The following is a 25,195-nucleotide window of genomic DNA, read 5'->3' as shown; positions in this document are numbered from 1 at the left end:
GTCTTCCGTCCCCTGACAGGCCGCCCCGTGACATTTTAACTTTGCTGAGATCGAGACATCTCAACTTTGTTGCAACATCTGCTTTTTGACGCGTGAATTGGTTCAGGCGCGATTGAATGCGGTCGCCCAGGTCGAGCGTTCAATGATCCCGTTGACGCGGCCGAGGTAAGCGACAGCATCTTGTGCTGCCATGGCCGCAGGCCCGTCATTTGCTGACGGGCAGGGGAGCCTTGAGATTTGGAGAGCTCCTATTCGCCCGACAAACGGTTGAGCAGCGAAGCTGCGTCCTGCAACCGGTGCGTTTCGTAGAACATTTGCTCGAGATCCATCGAAACTCTCACTCCTTCACTTACACTACCGGCCAGCGCGCAGGCCTCGGCAGCCTTGGCAATCCGTGCGGCCTCGCCGAGGCGAATACCAATCTCGGTCAAGATCAGGCCAATTGCCTGTTCGGTAACTTTGCGATCCATCATTGCCTCCGATTTACGGCGACAGTGACGCTCCACGTGCCGGGGAAGTCGAGCGGAAACGCAGCAATCTAGTGGCTCTTATCAGCCGGTCCGGATCACAAAATGATCCGAAAGAGCCCAAGGCTCTACGACCTATTTGGTCGGACGCTTTGGGGTGGCCTTCGGCGCGCCTTTTCCGGCAACATGGTCCTTAAAAAGCTTAACGGGATCGGCGCCAAGAGCGCGCGCAATGGCCGTGAACTCGATGATATCAAGGCGACGCTCGCCATTCTCATACTTTGCGACAAAAGATTGAGGGCGGCCGAGTTTTTTGGCCAACGCCTGCTGGCGAATGTCCGCTGATTTCCGCACTGCGACAAGCAGGTCGATCAGCCGGGCATAATCTGCGGATTTGAGGGTCTTCTGCATTTGCCGCCAAGGCCGTGAATCGGCGGCAAGTAATCTGATCCCGAAAACGGATTATCCCAAAATAGGATTATATTAACCGACCCTACCGATAGTGATCGCGGCAGCCGAGGGTTTTGTGGACTTCGGTAATAAGGGAAGCGATGTGCTGACCTGTCCACGCCGGGTCGTTCATGAGGCGGCGGGAGGGCAAATCGAGTAGTAAGCGGGGATGGTCCATGAATATTGCGGTGAAGGCGGCCTTGGGCTGTGCACTTGGATTTATCGTTGTCGGAGCTCTGGTCGGCGGCGGGAAAAGCGCTCCTCCGCCAGCTCCGAGCGTGCCCCTTCCCTCTGATCAGGCCCGTTTTATTGAGGCCGTCACAAAGGCGCGCTCCCAGTTTATTGCGGCCGCAAATGAGCTGGCTGCAGGAGGTCTTCGCAACAGCAGACAGCAGGCGGTTTGCAACGCCCTCCAAGGCAATTACGTTTCCGGCTGGATCGCGAAGGTTGCGGATCAATCAACAAATGGGGATGGCAAAGGTGTGGTTACCCTCGAGCTTGCCCCAAACTTGCAGGTATCGACCTGGAACAACGCCGTATCTGATTTTTCTGACAAAACCTTGATCGATCCGGAGAGTCAGCTCTTTAAGTCTCTGGCTGCAATGAAGAGAGGTGATACCGTCCGGTTCTCTGGTGATTTCTTTCCATCAAAAGTCGATTGCGTGAGAGAAATGAGCGTGACCCTGGCAGGGTCGATGAGGAGCCCGGTCTTCACCATGCGCTTCTCATCGATCCGCAAACTTTAGCGGTAAGGCTGGTCCATTCGTTGCCCTACCGTCAAAAACTTAGGTACCGAGGCGGCATTTTGATGATGAGACGGTTGATCATTCCATTCTGAATTCTTTGATGTGCCAGTTTTCGAGGTAGGTCGCCCCTAGGGCAAATTGCTTATCGTCTCCAAGGAAATTCCCGTTACTGTTGCGCCTCTCGATTCTTCTTCAGCGCCGCTTTGAAAGCAAGCAAAGGTCTTGCGGGATATTGCGCCTAAAGCGCTAGAGCTTTCGCAGCTGAATTCGAAAGCAACTCTTGTGACGAAACATGTTCGGTCGTGAGTGAAATTGCTTCCCGTAACCTTGTATGTCTTAAATCAGATGACGATGCTGACGTGCAAGCGAAAGTGGCCTTGGGAAACTTGCAGCCCATGATTGTCTTGGCAGCCCGAGCCAAGATTTGCTTGGAGTTGACGGATTTCCGCCAACACTAAGCCGACAGATCAAACCACCAATCGCCTTGAAATTTCGGTTTGAGAAAATTGATCAGAGACAAAACATTGTTAGATACCAATTTTGGCGAGGGAAACACCGCATGTAATTCTTGCTCCGGTAAAATGTAATCTATTAAAACTTGCACGAGTTGGCCACGGCGAAGGGCCTTCTGTGCGACATATTGGGGCAAGATAGAAATTCCAAGTCCATTTTCTGTGGCTGCCAGGACTGTTGAAAGGTTATTTGATCGCAATCTTCCATAAACATAAACAGGAAAAGAAATGCCATTTGACTCCTGGAGGTGCCAGACAGCATCCCCCTGCACGGTCGTGTAAACGATGCAGTCGTGTTTATTCAGCTGAGCTGGTTCAGAGGGAGCCCCACGATTTTCGACGTAATCTGGTGAAGCCACCATAACCCATGGATTGCGACCGAGGTATCTTCCCCCAAGTGACGAATCTGCAAGTCGGCCCATGCGGAGTGCGATATCGACGCCTTGCGAGACAAGATCTACGTAGTTGTCATCACAACTTAGATCAATTCGAAGACTAGCATTACGATTCATGAAATCAATAAGCAGAGGAGTTACGATGCGTCGACCAAACGCAACCGATGTAGAGATTCGCAATGTACCTTCAAGCTGAACACGTCTCTGGCTGATGATGTTTTCAGCTTCGGCGAGTTCGTGCAAAGCCGCTTTGCACTTCTCATAATATAATGATCCTAATTCGGTGAGACTGATACCACGCGTATTGCGATTGAGTAACCGTACCCCGAGTTGCAATTCAAGCTGGGCAATACTCTTCGTTACAGTCGACTGAGAAACTGTGAGGTCGTCAGCAGCCTTAGAGAAGCTGCCGAGTTCGACCACTCTTGTAAAAACGCCGATCTCGCGAATTCTATCCATAACGGTGTATTGCTCGCAGAATTCGTTCTTGTCCAAATTAAGCTTGCGTCTGCGAAGGCAGTCGGTGCCAAATATCTAGTAATATTAGGTAAAGGAGCAACCACAAAGCTCCGTTAAACAAGGTTTTGGAATAACTGATATCGTCCTTGTGTCCTTCGCGCGAGGGTGTGAATGCAGCACATTGGGAATTCCCTCGCCTAGAGTTGGACTGGCCAGGCGACCTTCATATTCCATTGGCGGAATTCGACGCGATGAAAAGAGATATTGCCCGGCGCAAGCACGTTGAACTCCAGTCCGAGTCCGGTGATCAATCCAATTATCAAGCACACGCTAAAGACAGTGGCGTGCAATCGGTTGATCGCGCAATGCTGCTGATCGAGACCTTGGCCGAGGACGATGAGGGCTATAGGCTGACGGACCTAGCCATTCGCACAGGTTTGTCACGGTCAACGATTCACCGCTTACTCATCACATTAGAAAGGCGCCGCTTTGTACAATTCGACCGCGGGCAAGCTAGTTGGCATATTGGTGCTCAGAGCTTCGCGGTCGGCGCGACATTCGTTCGCCGAAGAAATTTCTTAACGCAGGTCATCCCCTATCTACGTAAGCTGCGAGACCAAACGCGCGAAACTGTAAATCTCGCCGTCGTCGACAACGGCGCGATGTTGGTCCTCACCCGTCTCGAAAGCCGCGAGATTATGCGCTCTGTAACCAAAGTCGGTGGTCGTGTGCCAATGGTTGCATCGGGACTTGGCAAAGCGTTGCTCTCTACTTACACCGAGGAAGACGTTTTCGCGATCATTCACCGAGAAGGCATGCCGAGGTTGACATCAAGGTCAATCGTCCGCGCCGGAGACCTATGCAAATCTCTACATGACATTCGCCAGCGCGGCTATTCCGTAGATTACGAGGAAGCGCAGATTGGATTGCGCTGTGTGTCCGCCGTAATTTATGACAATTGCAGTGAGCCGCTCGCCGCCATTTCCGTCTCAGGTACGGCGTCGCGGGTTCCCGATGATCGATTGCCTATACTCGGTAAGCTCGTCCAGGAGGTCGCCATCGAAATAACATTGGCGCTTGGCGGAACGATCCCTGTAGCGACGGGTAAAAATGATGAATCCGCCAGGAATCCACGGATATGACCGAATCGTCGGCCTCAGCGGCGGTCACTTCTTCACAGCGGTGGCAAGGCAATTCAGGAGCGGATTTCCCATTGGGGTTGGCCCCTTCTAGCGGAGGGGCACCGCGCTCGCTCCTCCATATGATCAAGGGCATTTGCCCGTTCCCTGCGCGATTTATCCAATCGAGGAAAGGACCTGCTAATGACTAGCGAAGTAATTCGAAATCCTAAAACCGATCATCTCCTCACGCCAGAGAACGCTGCTTTCATTATTATCGACTATCAGCCGATCCAAGTTTCTTCGATCCGTTCGATGCCGCGCGAGGAACTCGTATTTAACATCGTCAGTGTTGCTAAGGCCGCAGTAAACTACAACCTTCCTATCGTCCATTCGACGGTTAACGTTGCGACTGGGCGTAATAAACCACCGATCCAAGACTTGCAGGATGTAATAGGTCATCTGCCTACCTATGACCGAACTTCCATCAATAGCTGGGAAGATGCTGACTTCAAGCAGGCGGTGAAGGCGATCGGCCGCCGAAAACTCATTATGACCGCGCTTTGGACCGAGGCCTGTCTGACCTTCCCAGCTCTCGATGCAATTCAGGAGGGCTTTGAGGTATATGTACCGATTGACGCCGTAGGCGGCACTTCCGTGACTGCACATGAGGCAGCGTTGCGGCGCGTCGAGCAGGCTGGAGCGAACCTCATAAGCCGCGTCCAGATGTATTGCGAGCTCCAGCGCGACTGGATGCGCGACGGGACCGTTGCGGGATTTATGGGCGTCTTCGACAACTATGACGGTTTCAACGTCGAGAAGGTTGCTGAGCAAGCGATCAAGCGCACCCCCTAGTGCCAGAAGATAGCGGCACCTAATAGTCTCCGCTGTAGTGATCGTCATGACGTAATTTGGCGGGCAACTGGCGTGCTTCGTGTTAAAGCACGACAATGAAACACCTTATCATTCAAAAGAACGGAGAGATAAAGCCAATGAGCGATACAGCCGAGAAAGTGAAGAAATATGCCGCAGCTTGGAATGAGGCTGATACCACCCATCGCGACGCATTGCTGGCCGCCTGCTGGGCTGACAACGGTATTTATGTGGACCCAAATGTCGAGATTTTGGGACGTGAAAATCTTTCACGTCATATCGCCAAAGTGCAGATGGGGCGTCCCGGTGCGCATCTCGAGTTCATGAGCGGCATTGAAACGCATCACAATGTGCTACGGTTTCTCTGGCGTCTAGTGCACGCTGACGCCACATTTGGAGATACATCGATCGACGTCGGCGAAATCGGGCCCGACGGTCGCTTGATCAAGATGATTGGATTTTTCGGACCTCCGCCTTCACTTTAGCGCAATTTTTTCGTCAACCGCATCACAAGAAAAAGATTGCCGCGACTCCCTTGTAAAGCTCGGCAGGAATTTTCTCGGAAAGCTCGACATTCGGCAGCGCCAGCCTGTCTACATTTGGCCCACCAGAGCGCTTCATCCAGACCGGACTCACGGATCAGGCGTGCTTTCCCTCAGCACAACGACATGCCGCAGGGCAGAGGTTTGGCTGCATCGATACTATTTTACGGCTTGCCGGCGGAATTCGCTAATGCTCATAGGAGCGTCAAGCGGGTAGTGTCGATGTCAAGCCACCGTATTTCGAGTGAATTCTTCGATGTAATCCAACAATTCGTCGGAGGCCGCTGCTGCTGCGCTCGTATCGCCTCGAGCGATTTGTTCAGCCAGATTGGCATGCAGGGCGGCAGTTTCGGCGAGACTTGCATGCTTGTTATGATATTTTACCCAGAAACGTCTGGATAGGCCATGCATGAGTGCCATGGATTTTGCAGCAAATTCATTTTGAGAAGCTTCGTATTCAAGTTCGGTTAGACGGCTGTCCCAACGACTAAATAGCGTCTCATCGTCATCATCGCTGAAACTCCGCAAACTCAAGCCAATGTTGGCGAACTCCATTCTCTGTTCAGGGGTAGCGCGTTCAGCGGATAGTCGCGCAAGCAAACGCTCCGTCTCCCTTCTCATTTCCAGAAGACTAAGCTGTTTGTGAACATTCAATTCGCTCACAAGGACTCCCCTGCGAGGGAGAATGAGAACAAGTCCTTCGCGTTCTAATCGTCGCAAAGCTTCGCGGATCGGTGTTCTTCCCATGTTCAATTGACTGGCGAGAGCTTGTTCGGAAAGAGCTGCCCCCGGTTGCAGTCGCAAGGTGATGATCAGCTCCTCCAAGGTGCGGTAGGCGTGTTCAGCTAAACTGATGTCTGAATTAGCGTCGGCGTTCTCGGGGGCGACAGGCTTTTGCCGTTGGCGGACGTCAGTTTTGCGAAGCATCAAAAGAGACTTTCTTGTTCGATATCCAAAAACACATTTAGCCCACATTTGTCCGATCGCAACGACACAAACATTTCGAAGGCGGCTGATTAATAATTAGTTGCAATCCAACTTGACAGCGTATTGGCACGACCGTATTGTCTGACGACAACTGATATTTCACATGTCGGCATATAGGCCGGCTGTATTCGATCGGAGGTAGCGCCATGGAACTGCGAAACTCATCTATGTCCAACAGGCAGCGTGCTTTCCGCGCGACTTATCGTCAGCAGATTGCGACGTGGTACAACGGCTGGCTGCATGTCTCGGTTATCTTTATTGCCGGCTTCTCCATCATTTACGTGTGCTCTGCTAATTTGAGCGACGTTGCTTGGTGGCAGTGGGGCGTCATTCCTGCTGTTTTCTTGACGTATCAGTTCGGAGAATATTGGGCCCATCGTGTGTGGCTTCATCGGCCTGCGCGTAATGGAGCGCTGCGGGAGCTCTACAACCGCCACACACTGCAGCATCATCAGTTCTTTACGGACGACGAGATGCGCTTCGCCGATCATATGGATTGGCGCGTGACCTTCTTTCCCCCATTCACAATGGCGACGATGCTTCTCATTGCGTTGCCCAGCGCGGTGATCGTGGGTTTGCTCATTTCATCGAACGCCGGCTGGTTGGTGATGGCGAGCGTGATTGGCAGCTATATGTGGTACGAGTTCGTTCATTTCTGCTGCCATGTCGAGGACAACTGGTTCCTCGTGTATTGCCCCATCGTCAATACTGCCCGCAGACACCATCGAGCCCATCATGATCACTCGATCATGATGGAGGTCAACATGGGTATCGGGACGCCGATCTTTGATTGGGTTTACGGTACGTCCGATCTTGACCGCGGCTTCTTTGGTCACGTTTTCAATGGCAATAGCTGGGAACATGTGAAGTCAAATCTGCGGCGAACAGCGAAGGCAGCTGACAAGCTTCCTCCCAAGGTTGCAGTGGCCGGCAGATAATCCACCGAAAGTGCCCTCGTAACGTTGGAGGAAAGCGATGGAAGCTGTGCTTTCGGTTGCTCGTTCGGTTGAGCCGGACCTCAGGTCACTTGGATGCTTCGCTATTCTTTGGGCGGCTTGTTCTCTTAGCGGGTTGATTATTTCTGGTCTGCTGCCGTTGGGTGCTCGCGCAAATAGTTCAGCGCCGTTGGGATTTGGCCTCGTGATTGGCAACGCAATATTGCTGGTCCTGTTGCTGATAGGAACGGTTGTATTTGCCGCATCCACCCTTCGTTTATCGAGCATCATCCTGATGGGGAGTTGGATATTTCTTTTTGCGCCAGCCATTTTTAACGTCGTTCCACAGCGGTGGCTCGACAGTTACGCGGGATTGCTGGTCTTGCTCTGTATTCAAGCAGCGGCAGTGATGATGTTGGGCCAATCCGCACATTTCGCAAATGCACTGTCGTTGTGAGCGAGGAAGAAGGTCATGTTGGTCAAGATAAAGCTTGTGATTTCGACTCTCGTTCTTCTCGTCGCTGCCGGCATCGCGTTTTATGACTATCGCATCGGACTATACCCACCCGCCGCAGTGGCATTGGGGGTCGGCATGTTTGTGGTTTTTGCCATCTGGGTATTTCCGGACGTCAAACGCAAAGGCAACGTCAAACGTAACAGCTAACTCAACAACAAAGGGCCTATCGGTGGAATGAGTTCCGGCGATGTCAACGCGGAGTAAGGGGAGTCGATGAGGTTAAAAGGCAGAACATTCCTTGTGACGGGCGCAGCAAGTGGCCTTGGAGAGAGTACGGCTCGCCTTATGGCCAAAGAGGGAGCCAATGTCGTGATTGGTGACATACTCGACGAAGAGGCTTCCCGCGTTGCTCAGTCGATCGTGTCTGACGGCGGATCCGCATCAACCGTTCATCTAGATGTCCGTAATGAGCCGGAGTGGATTGATGCCGTGAAATCTGTTGTGTCAACTTATAGCAAACTCAACGGACTTGTTAGCAATGCGGGAATCAGCGGAATGATTCCCGATGTCATGGATACAGATTATTTCGATCGTCTGATGTCGATCCATGCTCGTGGAACATTCCTTGGCATTAAGCATGCTGCGCCGGTGATCGCGCAGGCGGGTGGCGGTTCTATTGTTGCCACGTCATCCATCGCTGGAAAGATCGGCGCGGATTACGTTCACATGGGCTACAACGCCGCAAAGGCGGCGATACTCCTGCTCGTGAAATCTGCGGCGGGGCGCTATGCAAAGGACAATATTCGTTCGAATGCCGTTATTCCCGGTTGGATGCCGCCAATGCGCACATCCGTTGCATCTGCGGACCCGGAGTTACGTCCAAAACTTTTGCAGTCCGTCCCCTTGGGTCGTACTGGGCTTTTTCCTGAAGTCGCTGAAGCAATAGTGTTTCTGTCGACTGATGCGGCTTCATACATCAATGGGGCAGAGCTGCCGGTCGACGGTGGATTTTTGGCATATCGAGGGTTTCCCCAGCAGCTGTGAGCGGGGGGATGACGGGTTTTCATTGAGCGATTTTTATTCGCTCGCGGGGAAGAAACCACAAGGGCAAGGACATGAGTACGTTTGAAGGTTCGAGAACGATTAACGGCGTGGAAGTGACTGTCGATGGGCGACCGTTGGATCGGGCTCTCCAGATTAAAACGTATGATGGCGGCTTCTTCGAGTGGGGTTACGAAGGCGATGCGCCGATGCAACTGTCTCTAGCGATTCTTAGTGAGTATCTTGGCGATTCGCAGAAGGCACTCTCTCTCGCTAATGGATTCATGAAAGAGATCGTTGCGAACCTGGGAAATGACTGGCAACTCACAAGCGACGACATTCGAACAGCGTTGCTGAATCTGCATGTCAACTGACGGTTTGCGCCGATATGCAGATACTCACCAGAATCTTTCAGACGTTCTTTGCGACATCTCGTGCTTTTCAGAGATGAAATGCAGGAGAAAGATTCGATGAATAAGAGCGGTTAACTCCATAGATGCAATTCGCCCAAGAACTTGTTGGAGCATCCAAATGAAATTCGTTTGGATCATGCGGAGATAGCGTCGAAAACAATAAGTCCTAAGAGCGTGCAAAGCGCCAAATTTAACGGAGGGGTAGTTGTCCGGAGAAGCGGAATCATATTCCGTTGACTTGAACGTCAACGGTCTGTCGTTGTCATTTGGCGGTTTGAAGGCGTTGACCAATGTTTCGTTCTCAGTTGCTCCGGGATCGATCACGGCGGTGATCGGCCCGAACGGCGCCGGCAAGACGTCGCTGTTCAACTGCATTTCCGGTTTTTATCGCCCCTCGGCGGGTGCGATCGAGTTTGCCGGCGAGGACATCAGCAAGCTGCACCCACCTGCACGCGCCAAGATCGGACTCGCTCGCACATTCCAGAATATTGCGCTGTTTCGCGGCATGACCGTGCTGGACAATATCAAGCTCGGCCGTCATGCGCACATGCAGACCAACGTGCTCGATGCGTTGTGGTACTTCGGCCGCGCGCGGCGCGAGGAGCTTGCGCTGCGGTCCGAGATCGAGCAACGGGTTCTCAATTTTCTTGAGATGGAACATATTCGTGACCAGCCGGTCGCGTCGCTCTCCTATGGTCTGCGCAAGCGGGTCGAGTTGGCCCGTGCGTTGGCGATGCAGCCACGCCTGCTGATGCTCGATGAGCCGGTGGCGGGCATGAACCGCGAAGAGACTGAAGACATGGCGCGCTTCATCCTCGATGTGAAGGAGGAGTGGGGCGTCACCATTCTGATGGTCGAACACGACATGGGTCTGGTGATGGACATTTCCGACCATGTCGTCGTGCTGAATTTCGGGCAGGTGATCGCGGCCGGAAAGCCCGCAGAAATCCAGAACAACCCGAACGTGATTGCGGCCTATCTCGGTTCGGGGGACGTCGGCGATCTGTCGCGTCGGATCGCAGGCGAGAGGGCAGCGTGATGGATTGGCTGTTTCTCTTCGAGGTGGTGCTGTCGGGATTGGGGTCGGGCGCATTGCTTGCGCTGACCGGCATTGCCTTCGTGTTGATCTACAAGGCGACGAAGGTGATCAATCTCGCCGTCGGCGAAATGCTGATGCTCGGTGCTTACTTTTTCTTCGGTCTAACGATTTCCCTGACGCTCCCGATTTGGCTCGCTGTTATCCTGACATTGGTGGGTGGGGGCATTCTTGGCGGCGTCTTCGAGCGCGTCCTGATCCGTCCGATGCTCGGCGAGAGCCCGATTTCGGTGTTCATGGTTACGGTCGGTCTGAGCTCGGTGCTAATCGGTTTTGTCGAGTTCATCTGGGGTGGCGATCCGAGGACGCTGCCCAGTTTCCTGCCATCCAAGCCGATCTTCATCGGCGATGCTTATGTCTCGCCGAAGATCGCCGTGTGTTTTGCGATTGCTTCTATCCTGATCGCTGTATTTCTTTTGGTCTTCCGGACATGGCGAGGTGGCGTTGCGCTCCGCGCGACGGCAACGGATCAAGGCGCGGCGCTCTCCTGCGGCATTAACGTTCCAGCGGTGTTCTCGGTGTCGTGGATTGTCGCAGGGATGGCGGCAGCCGGGTCGGGTATTCTTATTGGCTCGATCGGCGGCATCTCACCAAACATGGGCGTGTTCGGCCTCTCGGTGCTGGTCGCTGTCATTGTAGGCGGTCTGGATTCGATCGCTGGTGCGCTTGTCGCTGGCCTCGCGATTGGTGTCGTTGAAGCGCTGGTCGGAACCTACATGGGCGGCGAATACAAGCTGCTCGTCACTTTCAGCATTCTGGTGGTTGCCTTGATGATCCGTCCTTACGGGTTGTTCGGCACAGTTGAAATTGAGCGACTCTGATGCGGATCGGCGCGGTACACGAAACTTACGCCCAGGCGGAATCGCTGCTCGATACCAACGTGCAGCGTCTAATGATGGTCGCGCTGCTCGCGGCGCTGGTGCTGTTTCCATTCTTCGTGGATCAGTACTGGATTTATCTCGCCTGTCTGGTGGCGATCCACATTGTCAGCACGACCGGCCTGAACATTCTCACCGGCTATACCGGCCTCGTCAGCCTGGGCCAAGCGGCCTTCATGTCCGTCGGCGCATACACTGTCGCTATTCTGGAAATCCGGATCGGTACGCCGTTCTTCATTAATCTCGTTGTCGCGGGATTTGTTTCCGCCGCCGTCGGTCTTGTTGTCGGCGTGCCGAGTTTGCGCGTGAAGGGCCTTTATCTCGCCATCGCGACCATTGCCGCATCCTTCATACTGCACTTCATATTTGCCAATGGCCCTGCATTCCTTGGCGGTACGCAAGGGCTGAGCATGCCACCTGCGCGGCTGTTCGGTTACGATCTGGCGCGTCCGTTCCAGCTTTATTGGCTGTTCATACCGTTGACGGCGCTCGCCGTATTCGCCGCGGCCAACCTGTTCCGGACCCGGATCGGCCGCGCCTTTATCGCAATCCGCGATCGCGATATTTCCGCCGAAGTGCTCGGCATTCCGCTCTTGAGATACAAGCTGCTCTCGTTCGCACTGTCGTCGTTCTACGCCGGCGTCGCGGGCGGCATGTGGGCGTATTTCTTCCGCGTCGTGACGCCGGAGAGCTTTCCGCTGATCTATTCGGTCTTCTTCCTCGCCGCCGTCATCGTTGGCGGCATGGGCACGATCCTCGGCGCGATCCTTGGCGCGATCTTCATGACCATGGTGCCGGAGATTCTCAAGATTGCGGTGTCCTACATGACGTTCATTCCGAATGCGGTGGCGCAACTGTCGCCGATCCGGACAATCGTTTTCGGCTTGCTGATCATCGGTTTTCTGCTGTTCGAGCCGCAGGGCCTCGCCGAAATCTGGCGCCGCGTCAGACGTTTCTTTCATTTATGGCCATTCAAGAAATAACACACAGGGAGACACAGTAATGAAACACATTCCGAGGCGTCGAAAAATTCTATCCTACGCAGCAGCAGGTTGCCTGGCATTTGGAATCAATATGCAGGCGTGGGCCGCTGATGATATTGTAATAGGCGCGTCGATGCCGATGACGGGCGTATTTGGATTTGCTGGTATTCCTCTCAACGTAGGATTCCAGGATTATGTAAAGATCATCAACGACGCCGGTGGAATCGATGGTCGTAAGATCAGATATATACCCGAGGATACCTCTTACGCAGTTGATAAATCCATTGCAGCATTTAACCGGATCACCGCCAGCGAGAAGATAAGCCTCTATTACGGAGATTCCACGGGCTTCGCAAAAACCGTCAATGCCGAACTGAACCGGCGCGGCAATATTCTTATGGCTGGAACGTCCTTCGCGACCGAGCTGAACGATCCGAAAGAATTTCCTTTTCAATTCATTCCTGGACCCGATTATTCGCAAATGATCGGCATTCTGCTGGAATACATCGCCAAGACCCAGCCGGGCGCGAGGATCGCTCTGGTCAACTCGGACACCGAGTTCGGCCGCGATCCGGTTACAGCAACCGAAAAGCGTGCGGGTGATTTGGGATTGAAGATCGTCGCAAAGATCGCGACGCCGCCAACCAGCATCGACGTCTCCACCGAAGTACTCAAGCTGCGTCGTGCCGATCCGGATTACACCATCTTCCACGGCTACGTTCTTGCACCACTGCCGGAATTCATGGCGCAGATGAAGCAGCTGGGCCTCAAGAGCAAGTTCATGGGCACATTCTGGTCGATGGATAATGGGATTTGGGCGAATTCGGCTCAAGTCGCTGACGGCTACATGGGCGTGATGCCATATCGATACTATTTTGATACAGAGGGATCTTCACCGATGCTGGACAAGATCCGGCAGCTGCACCGGGAATATCAGCCGACGTACTATACGCAGGGCTTTCTGACCGCGATGTTGATGATCGAGGCTGTAAAGCGCACGCTCGATGCCAAGAAGGATCTCACCGCAACGAACATGAAAGCGGCGCTGAACTCCATCAAGGACTTCGACACCGGCGGCATCATCGGCGTGCCGATCTCGATCCCCGGCAACACGGTGCCCGTCGGCCGCGTCTATCAATATGACGGCGCGAACAAGACCATGAAGCCGGTCTCCGACTGGATCAAGATTGCGAAGTGACGAGCATGCTCGCAGAAAATCTCTTTGCTGAAATGCAGCAAGCGCAGTATCAACAAGCAGCGATTTCGCTGAAGAATGACCTTCTCTCAGTCAATAATATCGAGGTCGTCTATAACAAGACGGTCCAGGTGCTTCGCGGCCTGTCGTTGAAAGTCGACAAGGGAGCGGTGGTCGCATTGCTGGGCTCCAATGGAGCAGGCAAGTCGACCACGCTGAAGGCCATTTCCAATCTGCTCGAACTGGAAGATGGCAAGGTCACAACAGGTGAAATCCTGTTCAAGGGCAATTCCGTATCGCGTCTCGCTCCGCATCAACTGGTGCGGGGCGGACTCTTCCATGTGATGGAAGGGCGACGGATTTTTGAGGATCTGACGGTTGAGGAAAATCTGACTGCTGCGACATATGCAATGTCCGGCCGCAGCGGAGCGAAAACGCCGTTCGATCTTGTCTATACCTATTTCCCCCGGCTGTTCGAGCGGCGCACCGGCCGCGCCGGCTATCTCTCCGGCGGCGAGCAGCAGATGCTGGCCATCGGCCGCGCGCTGATCGCGCAGCCGGAATTGATGCTGCTGGATGAGCCGTCGCTCGGACTGTCGCCAAAACTGGTGGAAGAAATCTTCACCATCATCGCGCGCATCAGCCGGGAGCAGGGAGTTTCGATGCTTCTGGTCGAACAGAACGCCGCGGTGGCGTTTGCCGTCTCCACCTACGGCTACATCATGGAATCCGGAAAGATCGTGACCGATGGGCCAACGGAGCAACTGATCCGCGACCAGGACGTTCGCGAGTTCTATCTCGGCGTGGGCGCGGCAAATGCCGAGACAAAGGGCTTTCGCGGGATCAAGCATTACAAGCGCCGCAAGCGCTGGCTGTCCTGAGGCTGTGTGAGGATTGCATGAGCGATAAATTTCCAGAGTTCACGCTGCCGCAGATGCTGCGCGAAAATGCGCGCCGGTCGCCGGAAGATGTGGCGATCCGCCAAAAGGAATTTGGCATCTGGAATCCCTCGACATGGGAGCGCTACTACCAGCGCGCCTGCCATGTGGGTCTCGGCTTTCGCGCGCTTGGGCTCAACGAAGGCGGCCATGTCGCCATCCTGTCCGAAAACCGGATCGAGTGGGTGCTGGCGCAGCTCGGCGCCAACATTGTCGATGGGATCGCGGTCGGCGTTTATCCGACGAGCCCGTCGAATGAAGTGGCCTACGTTCTGGCGCATTCCGAATCCGAAGTCATCGTCTGCGAAGATCAGGAGCAGGTCGACAAGGTTCTGGAACGCCGCGACGAACTTCCAAGGCTTCGGCGGATCATCGTGATCGAAACCAAAGGGATCAGGGACTATCCCGCCGATCAGGTCATATCGTTCGATGCGCTCGAAGCTCTCGGTGCTGACTTCGAGACGAGCCATGCCGGGCTGGTTGATGCGACGATCGATGGGCAGACACTCGCGCAGATAGGACTCATCATCTACACCTCGGGCTCAACGGGAAAGCCGAAAGGCGCGATGCTGAGCTACAAGAATATCCGCGCGCAGGCGATGGCTTCGGTGGATCGTCTTGACTTGTCGCGACATGAAAGTCTGTTGTCCTATCTGCCGCTGTGCCATGTCGCAGAGCAGATGACAACGGTGATGGTGCCGATCTATCTCGGCTCGCTGGTCAATTTCGGAGAATCGATCCGCACTGTGCAGGAAGACCTGCGCGAGGTTGCGCCAAGCATGTTTCTCGGCGTGCCACGTATCTGGGAGAAATTGCATTCGTCGATCCATATCAAATTGCTGGAAGCCGGAAGCATTCGCCGGGCGCTGTTCGAACGCGCTTATGCTGCGTGCGAGCCGTTTGCGGAGAAGAACGCCGCGGACAGGACATTGTCTGAGAGGATCAGGTTCGGCCTGTCTTACTGGCTGATTTTTCGGGCGCTGCAGAATTTTATCGGGTTGCGCAAAACCCGCATTGCTATGACGGGTGCCGCACCGATTTCGCCGGCTATCGTGCACTTCTTCCGCACCATCGGTGTGCCGCTGATCGAAGTTTATGGTCTTACGGAAAGCTCCGGGATTGCGCTGGGGCAAGTGCTGACGGATCGGCGGGTGGGGACGGTCGGTTATGGCATCGCCTTAATGGATGCGCGGCTGGGAGATTCCAACGAACTGCTGTTGCGCGGCGATACGGTTTTTGTCGGTTACTATCGAAACGACGAAGCCACCAATGTCGCAATCCGCGATGGCTGGCTGCATACCGGCGACGTCGCGGAGTTCAAGGATGGCCACTTCCGCATTGTGGATCGCCTGAAGGACATCATGATCACGGCTGGCGGGAAGAATCTCAGTCCGTCGGAAATCGAGAATACCGTCAAGGCCAGCCCTTTTATCAAGGAATGCATCGTCATCGGTGAGGCGCGCAAGTATGTCTCAGCGTTGATCCAGATCGATTACGACCTCGCCGGCAAGTGGGCGGAAGAGAAGGGCATCGCCTATACCAACTTCAGGAATCTCACCGAGAACGAAAGCCTCCGTGAGTTGATTCAGTCAGAGATCGATACGGCGAATGGTCAGCTTGCGCAGGTTTCGCAAATTCGTAAATTCCATCTTCTGACGAAAGAGCTGGATCACGACGATGACGAAGTGACCGCGACGATGAAAGTTCGCCGCGCCAACGTTCAGAAGAAGTATGCCCTGGAAATCGAAAATCTCTATGTCGTTCGTGAACTGGAGATGGCAGAAAAATAGAGCAGTTAAGGTGCCCGCAGACATCATTCAGGCAGTCAACAGTGGGCGATTCACCCATTTTGGGGATTTGAGGTTGGCATGGCACCTCATAAGGCCTCTGCGCGGGGCTGATAAATTGCCGTATGTTGGCAATGGGCGACAGGAATGCGTTGGTTGGCCACGATAAGTGCGTCTAATTCCACAAACAAATGACCCTTCTTCTCGTAATTAGCTGTTACGCATGCGCGGGCGGCCAAGTTGTCGCTGTCCGCCACGGCTGACAACATCTGCATGCGGCTGCCGACATGAATCCATGGTCCAAGGAGAGCATTTTCCATAAGGACTCTGTTCATGATCCGTTGTAGCACGCCTGGATGGACGAGACCTTCGCGCGCATAAATTGGTTCAGCGTCTCGCACCTCGGCGCGATACTCCGCGCCTACCTCACCTTGCCAAGATCTTGGGGCGGTGCCGAGCCACTTACCGAGCCGATAGGAGTTGGTGTCGGCAGGCGTTCGCGTCTCGACAGGCGCGGTGTCGGGATAGTCAGCGAGAGAAAATGACGGCGCTTTGGCGGCGAGTAAGGCTGTTCCGGTTGCTGCTATTTCACCGCTTCCGACAGTCAGGGCCATCACTTCGCCGGACTCCTCGGCCTGAACCAGCACCATCTCGCCGTCATAGACGGGCTTGGCGAAGCGCGCTTCGATCAATCCTCGTTCGAGAAATGCCCGGCCCCATTTCGCAACGGGAACGTGGATCATGTAGGCGAGCACATCGACGCCGGGCACCAATCCGCCCTTGAAGCCATATTTCAGGGCCACGGAGTCGTCGTGCATCTTATTTTCCGACAGCTTGGCGGTGTTGTAAGCTTTTACACGATACGGCTCTAGCCGCTCAGTCATGATTCATCCTCGCGATGCGAGCGCCAAGCCGTGTGCTCTGCATTCCAAAATGTTAGGGCCGGATAGCGGGAGTCAGGCGGACCGGGCTTTGCTGTTGTGCGCCTGAAATTGGCTCGTCTTGTTGTTACCTGCAATCAACTCGGCAGCTTTCTCGGCCATGGCCATGATCGGCAGATTGGTATTTCCGCTGATCACAGTCGGCATGATTGAACCATCGATGACTCTCAGGTTGTCGATTCCCCTGACTCGCAATTGGCCATCGACAACAGCGTTGCTGTCTTCGCCCATGCGACAAGTGCCAACAGGATGGTAGATCGTTTCGGCGCGCGCGCGAATCCATTTTTTTCGGGAATCGACACTGGTAAACGCATCGATGTCGATTTTTCGTTTGACGAATTTTTTCAGACCCGGCTGATCGATGATTCCGCACAGTTGTCTAACCCCTTCCTGCATGCTGACGAAATCCGACTCGTCAGAGAGAAAACGGGGATCGATAGCTGGAGTGTCGGATGGATTAGCCGACCGCAATCGCAGGGTCCCACGGCTCTTAGGCCGAAGCTGGCAAACGCGTATCGCGAAGCCATGAGCGATGCGTTCATTAGGTGGAGGATTCCGGAGCGCGACGATCAGATGAGCTTGCCACTCCGGCAGCGACGAACCTTGGTCGGGTCCCCAGAAGGCGCCGGCCTCGACCCCCTGGGAGGTTGCAGGGCCGGTACCCCGAAGAATGTATTGCGCTCCTGCGAGGCCTCCCTTGATCAAGCCGAGATAAGGCGTCAGCGTGACCGGCTGAGATGCCTCCATGCGGATCGCGCAGTCGAGATGGTCCTGCAGGTTGTCTCCGACGCCTGCGGAATCAAGAACAGGCTTGATACCAAGCGACTGCAAGTGATCCGCCGGACCGATGCCCGACAACATCAACAGCTGTGGTGAGCTGATGGCTCCGGATGTCAGCAACACCTCGCGCTCCGCCGGGATGGTGACCTCGCGTCCTCCCTTTTCGATCACAACGCCCCGCGCCCGCGTTCCCTCCATAGCGATCCGGCGAACTCTGCAGTTGGCCATAAGAGTGAGATTACGCCGTCCCTTCGCTCGATCAAGATACTTGAAGGCTCCGGATCGCTTTCCTTCTGCGATGGTAAGTTCGTAGAAGCCCGCGCCTACCTGGGACGGTCCGTTGAAGCCGTTGTTTTCCGGCAAGCCGGCCGACACCGCGCTTTCAATGAATGCTTTCGAAATGGGGTGTTGCAGAGTGCCGTAGGACAGTCGGATAGGGCCGGAGTAGCCTCGATCCTGATCTCTCTCCCCGGTGACTAGAGTCGCGTCCTCGATTTTTCTAAGATAGGGGCGCAGGTTCTCGTAACTCCATGACGGTAGGCCCTGCGCGGCCCACGAGTCGTAGTCCCAGGCATTGCCCCGGATTGCAATCATGGAGTTGATGGAGGACGAGCCGCCCACAACCCGTCCACGCGGAATGTAAATTTTTCGATTGTTGAGATTTGCCTGAGGCTCCGTCCAGAACTGCCAGTTATATTTTGGGCTCGTATAGAGAACCCGAATGCCAGCGGGCATGTGGACGAAGATGGACGCGGAAGGAGCACCGGCCTCAATCAGCAGAACGTTGACATTTGGATCTTCGCTCAGCCGCGAAGCCAGCACGCATCCAGCGGATCCCGCGCCGACGATGATGTAATCATATCCGGATAGTTTCATTTTCGAATCCCCTGGGAACGCGTGCGGCTGGCAGGTGCGGCTGATCTGGCATGAAGTGCGTAGCGTCAGTCGTTTGCGATTGCGGCGACGAATTTTTGCCATTGTTTTTAGGTCAGTTTGGATTACCATTTTGGTATGTCCAATTATAAGAACAGCGACTCTGGCGTCAACAGAGAGGTGCTTCGGTGATCACTCGTGTGTTTACGGTCATGCTTGTTGCGGCAGCCTGTGCCGTTTTTCTCTGGTCGGCGAAAGGGTTGCAGCATTGGAAGGCGAGTATGTCGCCACAAGAAAGATCGGCCTTTGAAAAGACGGTCTGGGCCCTCGGTCACTAGTGAGGCTCTCCGCTGCCAGATATTCGGCCTGGCGTATCGGCGCGGACGTCCGTGGTTGCCAACAATGCACCCGGATTATTCGGGCAGCCCGGATTTGGAATGCTGCGGATGCGTTCCAGTATCGACGATCCGGCGGTCGCTGAGCCTCTGAATTTTCGCCTGATCAAACTTTAGCACGGTTTTGAGAACTTGTTCGGTGTCTTCACCTCGAAGCGGCGGGCTCTTCGAATATTCGATCTTCGTTTTCGAGAACTTGATCGGGTTGCCGACGAGAGGCGTAATGGCGCCGGAAGGATGCGGAAGATTGATCTGCAACTCCCGATGGATCACTTGCGGATGAGCAAACACCTGATCCAGCGTGTTGATCGGCGCGCAAGGAACGCCGACCGGTTCCAGCAACGATACCCAGTGATGCGTCGTCTGCTTGGCCAGATGGACATCGAGAAGCGGGATGAGTTGATCACGATTATGAAGCCGGTCGGTGTTCGTGGCAAAACGGGTATCGGCGGCCAGTTCCGCAAATCCCGCCGTCGCGCAAAATTTTCTGAACTGCTGGTCGTTGCCGACCGCGAGCACGAATGAGCCGTCCTTTGTCTTGAATACCTGATAGGGGACGATATTCGGATGCGCGTTGCCGTAACGCTTGGGCGAACGCCCCGTCGTAAGATAGTTCAAGCTCTGGTTGGCAAGCACGGACACCTGAACATCGAGCAAAGCCATGTCGATGTGTTGGCCTTCGCCGGTGCGTTCGCGATGCAGCAGTGCCGAAAGGACACCCGTCGCGCTGTACATGCCAGTCAGAATGTCGACGATCGGAACGCCAACCTTCTGAGGTCCTCCACCCGGTTTGTTGTCGCTCTCACCGGTAATGCTCATCAGGCCGCCGGTTGCCTGAATGGCCATGTCGTATCCTGCGACGTCCTTCATCGGACCGGTTTGACCGTAACCGGTGATGGAGCAATAAATGATATCCGGCTTCAGTTTCCGGAGGGACTCGTAGTCCAGTCCGTACCGTCGCATGTCGCCGACCTTGTAATTCTCAATCACGATGTCGGCTTGCTGCGCCAGCGAGCGTACAATTTCGCTGCCTTCCTCGGTTGCGATGTCGACGCAGATCGAATGCTTGCCGCGGTTAGCGCTGAGAAAGTAGGCGCTTTCGGTCGTGTCGTTGGAGTCTCTGTCCTTCAGGAATGGAGGACCCCATTGCCGCGTGTCGTCGCCGGTGCCCGGACGTTCGATCTTCCAGACCTCCGCGCCGAGATCAGAAAGCAACTGGCCCAACCATGGCCCCGCCAGAATTCTTGAGAGATCGAGCACTCGGTAACCAACCAGAGGTCCAGCCATGACATTTCCTTGTCAGTTTATACGGCGAAATCTGCTCTCGAGAGATCGCATGTTTCTTGGATCTATAATTGGATTTACCAAATTGGTCAAACCAAACAAAATTGAGGTCGATCCGGATTTTGCTGATGCTGAGCGGGGAGATTGCTTGACAGTCGATAAAGGGGGACGTATGGAAGACCAAAATGGTCTGTCCAATTTGGATGACGGTTATGTGGCTAGTTCCCGCGTAACGATAATAATTAGAGGCAACGCGAAGTGAGGTTTTCTATATGGCGCGGGTCACTCTCCAGAATGTATCGAAATCCTTTGGCGGAGATCGAGGGCCTTGGGCCGTTCAGGACTTCTCATTGGATATTGCCGACGGTGAACTGATTGTTTTTGTCGGGCCATCCGGCTGCGGGAAGTCGACGACGCTGCGCATGCTTGCCGGTCTTGACGATGTGACGTCCGGCAAGATTTTGATCGGCGGGCGGGATGTAACCGCGTTGCCGCCGAAAGATCGCAACATCGCGATGGTGTTCCAGAACTACGCGCTTTATCCTCAGAAGACCGTCTACGACAACATGGCGTTCGGCCTTCGTGTCCGGGGCGAGTCGAAGGATGAGATCGATCGTCGTGTGCGAAGCGCTGCGTCGAGTCTTGGTCTGGAGCCGTTGCTTGAGCGGAAGCCGCGACAGTTGTCGGGCGGTCAGATGCAGCGCGTCGCGCTCGGTCGCGCGCTCGTTCGCGACCCCGACGTTTTCTTGCTGGACGAGCCTCTTTCCAACCTCGACGCCAAGTTACGCGTAAAAACCCGCGAGGAGATTGCGACGCTGCATGCCAGGCTTGGTGCCACGATGATTTTCGTGACGCATGATCAGGTCGAAGCCATGACGCTCGGTGACCGGATTGTCATCATGCGAGACGGCTGGATTCAGCAAGTCGGCAGTCCACTTGATCTCTACGACCGGCCGGTCAACGCTTTCGTGGCAGCGTTTATCGGCTCACCCGAGATGAACCTTGCTGAGGGTGAGTTGATCCGCGACGGCGCTGGAATGAAGGTTCGTTCAGGTCAACTGGTGCTCGAACTTCCAGATGGTGAGTTCTCCGAGACTGAGAAGAACGTAACATTCGGTATTCGGCCAGAACACATTACGCGCGCTGATTCAGCATCTGGCATCGAGATGGTGGTCAACCTCGTCGAGCAAATCGGTGCGCAAACATATGTTCTCGGGACGATATTCGATCAGAAGTTTCGTGCGGTGTTCGCGCGTGACGACGTGCTCGCGGCCGGCGACAGAATTTCCGTCTATCTGCCGGCGCAGCAGCTGCACTTGTTCTCGCGCGACGGCGGAAAAACATTGAGGCAATCAAAATCGATAAAAGAAATTAACAAAGGGAGGGAGAATCATGACCAAGTACAATCCAAGCGAATGGAAATTCAAGAATAAGTCTTCCAGCTTTAATCGGCGAAACTTCCTGAAAACATCTGCGGCTGTTATGGCTGGGGCAGCAAGCTCCTTTGCGGCTCCTTACGTCAATGCGCAGGCAAAGGTAACGCTTAGATTTCTGAACAATGAGACCGCGGCCGATAGCCAGACTGTCCTGCGAAATGCTTGCAGTGCGTACGAGAGCAAGTTCGGCGTCAAGATCATTGTCGATTCGACGCCGATCAGCGGTGCCTATGCGAAGACCATGGCGGCGATCAATGCGGGCACGCCTTATGACCTTTCTACCCAAGGTTATATCGCTCATATTCTTCAGTACGCCCGTGGTGGTCATCTTCTTCCGATGACGGAGCTTGTAAAGCAGCATTCGTGGGGCAAGATGGGTGCGTGGACGTACCAGGGTGAGAACTGGTTCTATCCCTACGATTACAACCTGGTGACGTGCTACTATCGAAAGGATCTCTATACCGAGAAGGGTCTGAAAGTCCCGACCACCTGGGCAGAGTATCTCGAAAACTGCCGGGCGCTGACCGTTTCAAAAGACGGAAATATCGAACGCGGCGGTTGCGTTATTCCTCTGGCGAGCGACAGCGCTACCAACTGGGCAAGTTTTGGCAATCTGTTTGCGGAAGCTCCGCAGTTCTACGACGACAAGTGGAACGTTGTTCTGGATGCGCCGGAGAACGCCGGCCGCGCAGGCCGCTTCCTCGATCTTTTCGGCGAGCTCTACAAGACAATGCCTCCCGGATTGAACACGGTGGGTTACGCGGAGCTTATGAGTCTCTTCGTTACAGGGAAGGTCGCGCATACACTTTACTCGGGACGAGTGGTCGAAGCGCTCGAAGCACGAAATCCGGAACTCGCAGACAAGTACGGAATTTTCGCTGCGCCGGATAGCGGTGGCAAACAGTCTGCGCTGCCCTTCGCCTTCGATGGCTTCGTCGCGTTCAAGACCAAGCAGAGTGAGGAAACAATGAAGTTCCTCAAATGGTTCATCGACGAACACTATATCGACTGGTTGCATTCCGCCTGGATGAACTTCCAGCCTGTGCGCCTGGATGTCTATGAAGACCCTCGCTGGAAGAAACACCCGATGATTCAGAAGCATTGGGCAACGATGATGCAGATGAAGTCGTTCATCGATCCAGAGAGCAAGGTCAGGCTTTCGTCCGTCGATCTGATCGGGCCTTCGATCGATCTGCGGCCTTGCAAGGTATTTGACGGCAACATCATGCCGGAAATGCTGCAAAACAAGGTGCTCAAGAACATGTCGTCGGCCGACTGTGTGAAAACGGCCGCCGATCGCATACGGGCGATAGGCTGAGTTGTTGGCGGGAAAGTAGGTTCTTCATGAGGCAGGATTGGCGAATTATTGGCTTGTTCGTCGGGGGTGTTTTGATACTCGGCGCCGTTGTCGGCGGGCCACTCCTGTATTCCATCAAGCTCTCATTCTACGCGGCGGAGTCGTTTATCGCTCCGCCGCGGTGGGTCGGGCTCGATAATTACCTGACCGCGCTCAAGAACCCGAGCTTCTGGGCCGCGCTCATGAATGGATTGGTGATTTCCATTTTTGCGATTATTTCGCAAGTCGTGCTCGGCGTGTCTATTGCGCTCGTTCTGAATCGTCAGTTCGTCGGGCAGACGATTGTACGGGCGTTGTCGATAGTTCCGTACTTTTTGCCGACGGTTGTTGCGTGTCTCATCGCACAATGGATGCTTGATCCAAACTATGGGCTTATCAAGAGTGTCCTCGCGTCGTTCGGATCCAGCATGTTCGACTGGGGCGCAAACTCCGCGACTGCGAAGGGAACGGTTGTTCTCGTCAGTGTCTGGATATGGACACCGTTCGTGGTGACATGCGTGCTTGCCGGTCTACAGACAATTCCGGCTCAGCTTTATGAAGCCGCCCGGGTCGATGGAGCCGGCGCCCTGAAACAGTTCTGGCATATCACACTGCCGGGACTTCGATCTGTGTTGATTGTGGTCATTCTGCTGAGAGGTATCTGGATGTTCAACAAGTTCGACGTGATCTGGCTGCTGACTAAGGGAGGGCCGCTGAACCAGACCGAGACGCTTCCGATCTTGGCCTATCGACGCGCGTTCCTGGAATTCGATCTCGGGGGCGGAGCGGCGGTTGCAACGATCTCGTTTCTTTTGCTGGCGTCCATCATTCTGATCTATCTCAGATTCTTTCCGATCGACGAAGCAAAGCAGGGGCGATGACCGTGACACAGCAATATTCACACCCTTCCGTCGTTGCGGCTGTTTCCGATCCGCGGCAGAAGCCATTCCTTCGCCATTCATCCAGGTCTGAGCCTTTGCCGACGGAGATATCATCGCCTGTATCCGGGCAGAAATCGTTCGGCTGGGTGAGCGGGCCGGTCAAGAAACTTGCCGGCCGCATCGCACTCTATTCGGCTGTCATTTTAATCTGCGTATATTCGTTTTTCCCGATTTACTGGATGATCATATCCAGTCTCCGGGCGCCGCAACGGTTGTTTCTCGACACATCGTTGGTGTTCTGGCCGCCGGATCTGTCGTCCTACAGGTCTTTGCTGGAACTCACGAACTACACGGCCAATTTTCTCAACAGCACCCTGATGGCGATGGCGACGATTATCGTCTCCACGACGCTTTCGGCATTTATAGCCTATGGCGCGACGCGGCTGAGGTTTCGCGGTAAGACAACATTGGTCGCGTCGATGTTGTTCGCCTACATGTTCCCGCCATTGATGCTCGCGATTCCGATGTCAGCGTTGTTCCGCATGGCGGGTCTTTCCGACAGCCTGTGGGGCTTGCTGGTCGCTCATCTCGCAATCTCGCTTCCTTTGGGCGTTTGGCTTTTGTGGGGTTTCTTCAAGTCGATGCCATTTGACCTGGAAGAAGCCGCAATGGTGGATGGCTGTTCGCAGTTCAGCGCATTTATCAAGGTTGTCCTGCCGCTTTCCGCGCCGGGTCTGATCACGGTCGGCATCTTTTCGTTCCTGCTGTCCTGGGCCGACTATGTATTCGCTCTCATTCTCATCATGAGCGACCAAAACAAGACGCTTCCGGTCGCCCTTGCGTCGATGCTGGGAGCGCAGGATCTGCGCTGGGGCGAAATCCTCGCCGGTGCATCCCTCATTGCATTACCGCTCTTTGTAATCTTTACGTTCTGCTACCGTTATTTCGTCGCGGGACTTACGGCAGGGGCCCTGAAGGGGTAGGCGGCATCTGTCTT

General features: G+C 54.6%; 26 protein-coding genes. 19 read left to right on the top strand and 7 right to left on the bottom strand.

Annotated elements, in window-relative coordinates; all coding sequences use genetic code 11:
• Positions 1–248: 248 nt before the first annotated feature.
• Both AC1Q6J_RS20685 and AC1Q6J_RS20680 read right to left on the bottom strand, forming a co-directional pair.
• Positions 249–470 carry a hypothetical protein gene (locus tag AC1Q6J_RS20685; protein ID WP_002713062.1) on the bottom strand — a complete coding sequence of 74 codons (222 nt, stop codon included), beginning with the start codon at positions 468–470 and terminating at the stop codon, positions 249–251.
• A 132-nt stretch (positions 471–602) separates the two neighbouring features.
• Positions 603–878: a helix-turn-helix domain-containing protein gene (locus AC1Q6J_RS20680; protein WP_002713061.1), complete on the bottom strand. Its 276-nt coding sequence runs from the start codon at positions 876–878 to the stop codon at positions 603–605.
• Positions 879–1,093: 215 nt separating this feature from the next.
• Between AC1Q6J_RS20680 and AC1Q6J_RS20675 the strand changes: the two genes are divergently transcribed.
• On the top strand, positions 1,094–1,663 hold the full coding sequence (locus AC1Q6J_RS20675; RefSeq protein ID WP_002713060.1) for a hypothetical protein: 570 nt from the start codon (positions 1,094–1,096) through the stop codon (positions 1,661–1,663).
• A 454-nt stretch (positions 1,664–2,117) separates the two neighbouring features.
• On the opposite strand, the gene AC1Q6J_RS20670 is transcribed toward AC1Q6J_RS20675, so the two are convergent.
• Entirely contained in the window at positions 2,118–3,065 is a 948-nt protein-coding gene (locus AC1Q6J_RS20670; RefSeq protein ID WP_244434419.1) for a LysR family transcriptional regulator, read from the bottom strand.
• 215 nt (positions 3,066–3,280) lie between these two features.
• On the opposite strand from AC1Q6J_RS20670, the gene AC1Q6J_RS20665 reads away from it, so the two are divergent.
• From AC1Q6J_RS20665 to AC1Q6J_RS20655, 3 genes are all read left to right on the top strand, one after another.
• On the top strand, positions 3,281–4,171 hold the full coding sequence (locus tag AC1Q6J_RS20665) for an IclR family transcriptional regulator (RefSeq protein ID WP_024920894.1): 891 nt from the start codon (positions 3,281–3,283) through the stop codon (positions 4,169–4,171).
• A gap of 180 nt (positions 4,172–4,351) precedes the next feature.
• Positions 4,352–5,002 carry a hydrolase gene (locus AC1Q6J_RS20660; RefSeq protein ID WP_024920893.1) on the top strand — a complete coding sequence of 217 codons (651 nt, stop codon included), beginning with the start codon at positions 4,352–4,354 and terminating at the stop codon, positions 5,000–5,002.
• 137 nt (positions 5,003–5,139) lie between these two features.
• Positions 5,140–5,505, top strand: a complete 366-nt coding sequence (locus AC1Q6J_RS20655; RefSeq protein ID WP_024920892.1) for a nuclear transport factor 2 family protein — start codon at positions 5,140–5,142, stop codon at positions 5,503–5,505.
• Between the two features lie 282 nt (positions 5,506–5,787).
• Here the strand turns inward: AC1Q6J_RS20655 and AC1Q6J_RS20650 are convergent, their stop codons facing one another.
• Positions 5,788–6,489: a GntR family transcriptional regulator gene (locus AC1Q6J_RS20650; protein ID WP_002713055.1), complete on the bottom strand. Its 702-nt coding sequence runs from the start codon at positions 6,487–6,489 to the stop codon at positions 5,788–5,790.
• Positions 6,490–6,695: 206 nt separating this feature from the next.
• Here AC1Q6J_RS20650 and AC1Q6J_RS20645 point away from each other — a divergent pair, with 206 nt between their 5' ends.
• From AC1Q6J_RS20645 to AC1Q6J_RS20595, 11 genes are all read left to right on the top strand, one after another.
• Positions 6,696–7,487 (top strand): sterol desaturase family protein, encoded by a 792-nt coding sequence (locus AC1Q6J_RS20645; RefSeq protein WP_002713054.1) that lies wholly within the window; start codon positions 6,696–6,698, stop codon positions 7,485–7,487.
• Between the two features lie 37 nt (positions 7,488–7,524).
• Positions 7,525–7,941: a hypothetical protein gene (locus AC1Q6J_RS20640; protein ID WP_002713053.1), complete on the top strand. Its 417-nt coding sequence runs from the start codon at positions 7,525–7,527 to the stop codon at positions 7,939–7,941.
• Between the two features lie 15 nt (positions 7,942–7,956).
• On the top strand, positions 7,957–8,148 hold the full coding sequence (locus AC1Q6J_RS20635; RefSeq protein ID WP_024920891.1) for a hypothetical protein: 192 nt from the start codon (positions 7,957–7,959) through the stop codon (positions 8,146–8,148).
• 66 nt (positions 8,149–8,214) lie between these two features.
• A complete protein-coding gene (locus tag AC1Q6J_RS20630; protein WP_002713051.1) occupies positions 8,215–8,985 on the top strand; it encodes an SDR family NAD(P)-dependent oxidoreductase in 771 nt (256 codons plus the stop codon).
• A 71-nt stretch (positions 8,986–9,056) separates the two neighbouring features.
• Positions 9,057–9,356 (top strand): DUF6166 domain-containing protein, encoded by a 300-nt coding sequence (locus tag AC1Q6J_RS20625; RefSeq protein ID WP_002713050.1) that lies wholly within the window; start codon positions 9,057–9,059, stop codon positions 9,354–9,356.
• Between the two features lie 277 nt (positions 9,357–9,633).
• Positions 9,634–10,434: an ABC transporter ATP-binding protein gene (locus AC1Q6J_RS20620; RefSeq protein WP_009737320.1), complete on the top strand. Its 801-nt coding sequence runs from the start codon at positions 9,634–9,636 to the stop codon at positions 10,432–10,434.
• Positions 10,434–11,312, top strand: coding sequence for a branched-chain amino acid ABC transporter permease (locus AC1Q6J_RS20615; protein ID WP_024920890.1), 879 nt, complete (start codon positions 10,434–10,436; stop codon positions 11,310–11,312). The genes AC1Q6J_RS20620 and AC1Q6J_RS20615 overlap by 1 nt, the downstream gene beginning before the upstream one ends.
• Positions 11,312–12,352, top strand: a complete 1,041-nt coding sequence (locus AC1Q6J_RS20610) for a branched-chain amino acid ABC transporter permease (RefSeq protein ID WP_002713047.1) — start codon at positions 11,312–11,314, stop codon at positions 12,350–12,352. Before AC1Q6J_RS20615 ends, AC1Q6J_RS20610 begins: the two co-directional genes overlap by 1 nt.
• 19 nt (positions 12,353–12,371) lie before the next feature.
• Positions 12,372–13,550, top strand: a complete 1,179-nt coding sequence (locus AC1Q6J_RS20605) for an ABC transporter substrate-binding protein (protein WP_024920889.1) — start codon at positions 12,372–12,374, stop codon at positions 13,548–13,550.
• 5 nt (positions 13,551–13,555) lie between these two features.
• Positions 13,556–14,428 carry an ABC transporter ATP-binding protein gene (locus AC1Q6J_RS20600; RefSeq protein WP_034459767.1) on the top strand — a complete coding sequence of 291 codons (873 nt, stop codon included), beginning with the start codon at positions 13,556–13,558 and terminating at the stop codon, positions 14,426–14,428.
• A 17-nt stretch (positions 14,429–14,445) separates the two neighbouring features.
• Positions 14,446–16,275 (top strand): AMP-dependent synthetase/ligase, encoded by a 1,830-nt coding sequence (locus tag AC1Q6J_RS20595; RefSeq protein ID WP_024920887.1) that lies wholly within the window; start codon positions 14,446–14,448, stop codon positions 16,273–16,275.
• An 86-nt stretch (positions 16,276–16,361) separates the two neighbouring features.
• Here AC1Q6J_RS20595 and AC1Q6J_RS20590 read toward each other — a convergent pair whose 3' ends face one another.
• The 3 genes from AC1Q6J_RS20590 to AC1Q6J_RS20580 form a co-directional block, all read right to left on the bottom strand.
• The gene (locus AC1Q6J_RS20590) at positions 16,362–17,156 is read right to left on the bottom strand and encodes a hypothetical protein (protein WP_024920886.1); all 795 of its coding nucleotides are present in this window, start codon (positions 17,154–17,156) and stop codon (positions 16,362–16,364) included.
• Between the two features lie 72 nt (positions 17,157–17,228).
• Positions 17,229–18,869: a GMC family oxidoreductase gene (locus AC1Q6J_RS20585; RefSeq protein ID WP_024920885.1), complete on the bottom strand. Its 1,641-nt coding sequence runs from the start codon at positions 18,867–18,869 to the stop codon at positions 17,229–17,231.
• Between the two features lie 410 nt (positions 18,870–19,279).
• Entirely contained in the window at positions 19,280–20,548 is a 1,269-nt protein-coding gene (locus AC1Q6J_RS20580) for a CaiB/BaiF CoA transferase family protein (RefSeq protein WP_024920884.1), read from the bottom strand.
• Positions 20,549–20,817: 269 nt separating this feature from the next.
• Between AC1Q6J_RS20580 and AC1Q6J_RS20575 the strand changes: the two genes are divergently transcribed.
• The 4 genes from AC1Q6J_RS20575 to AC1Q6J_RS20560 are packed head-to-tail and all read left to right on the top strand — an operon-like array spanning position 20,818 to position 25,181.
• Entirely contained in the window at positions 20,818–21,978 is a 1,161-nt protein-coding gene (locus AC1Q6J_RS20575; protein ID WP_024920883.1) for an ABC transporter ATP-binding protein, read from the top strand.
• Entirely contained in the window at positions 21,938–23,299 is a 1,362-nt protein-coding gene (locus AC1Q6J_RS20570; RefSeq protein ID WP_024920882.1) for an extracellular solute-binding protein, read from the top strand. The genes AC1Q6J_RS20575 and AC1Q6J_RS20570 overlap by 41 nt, the downstream gene beginning before the upstream one ends.
• Before the next feature lie 26 nt (positions 23,300–23,325).
• Complete coding sequence (locus tag AC1Q6J_RS20565) at positions 23,326–24,198, top strand: carbohydrate ABC transporter permease (protein ID WP_024920881.1); 873 nt, start codon at positions 23,326–23,328, stop codon at positions 24,196–24,198.
• Positions 24,195–25,181 (top strand): carbohydrate ABC transporter permease, encoded by a 987-nt coding sequence (locus tag AC1Q6J_RS20560; RefSeq protein ID WP_034459773.1) that lies wholly within the window; start codon positions 24,195–24,197, stop codon positions 25,179–25,181. The genes AC1Q6J_RS20565 and AC1Q6J_RS20560 overlap by 4 nt, the downstream gene beginning before the upstream one ends.
• The last annotated feature ends 14 nt before the right edge of the window (positions 25,182–25,195 follow it).

The sequence above is a fragment of the Afipia sp. MLSD5-FHT05B12 genome (genome assembly GCF_058793355.1).
The sequence above is the reverse complement of the archived record's forward strand: the minus strand, read 5'-3'. Positions and strand labels throughout refer to the sequence as shown.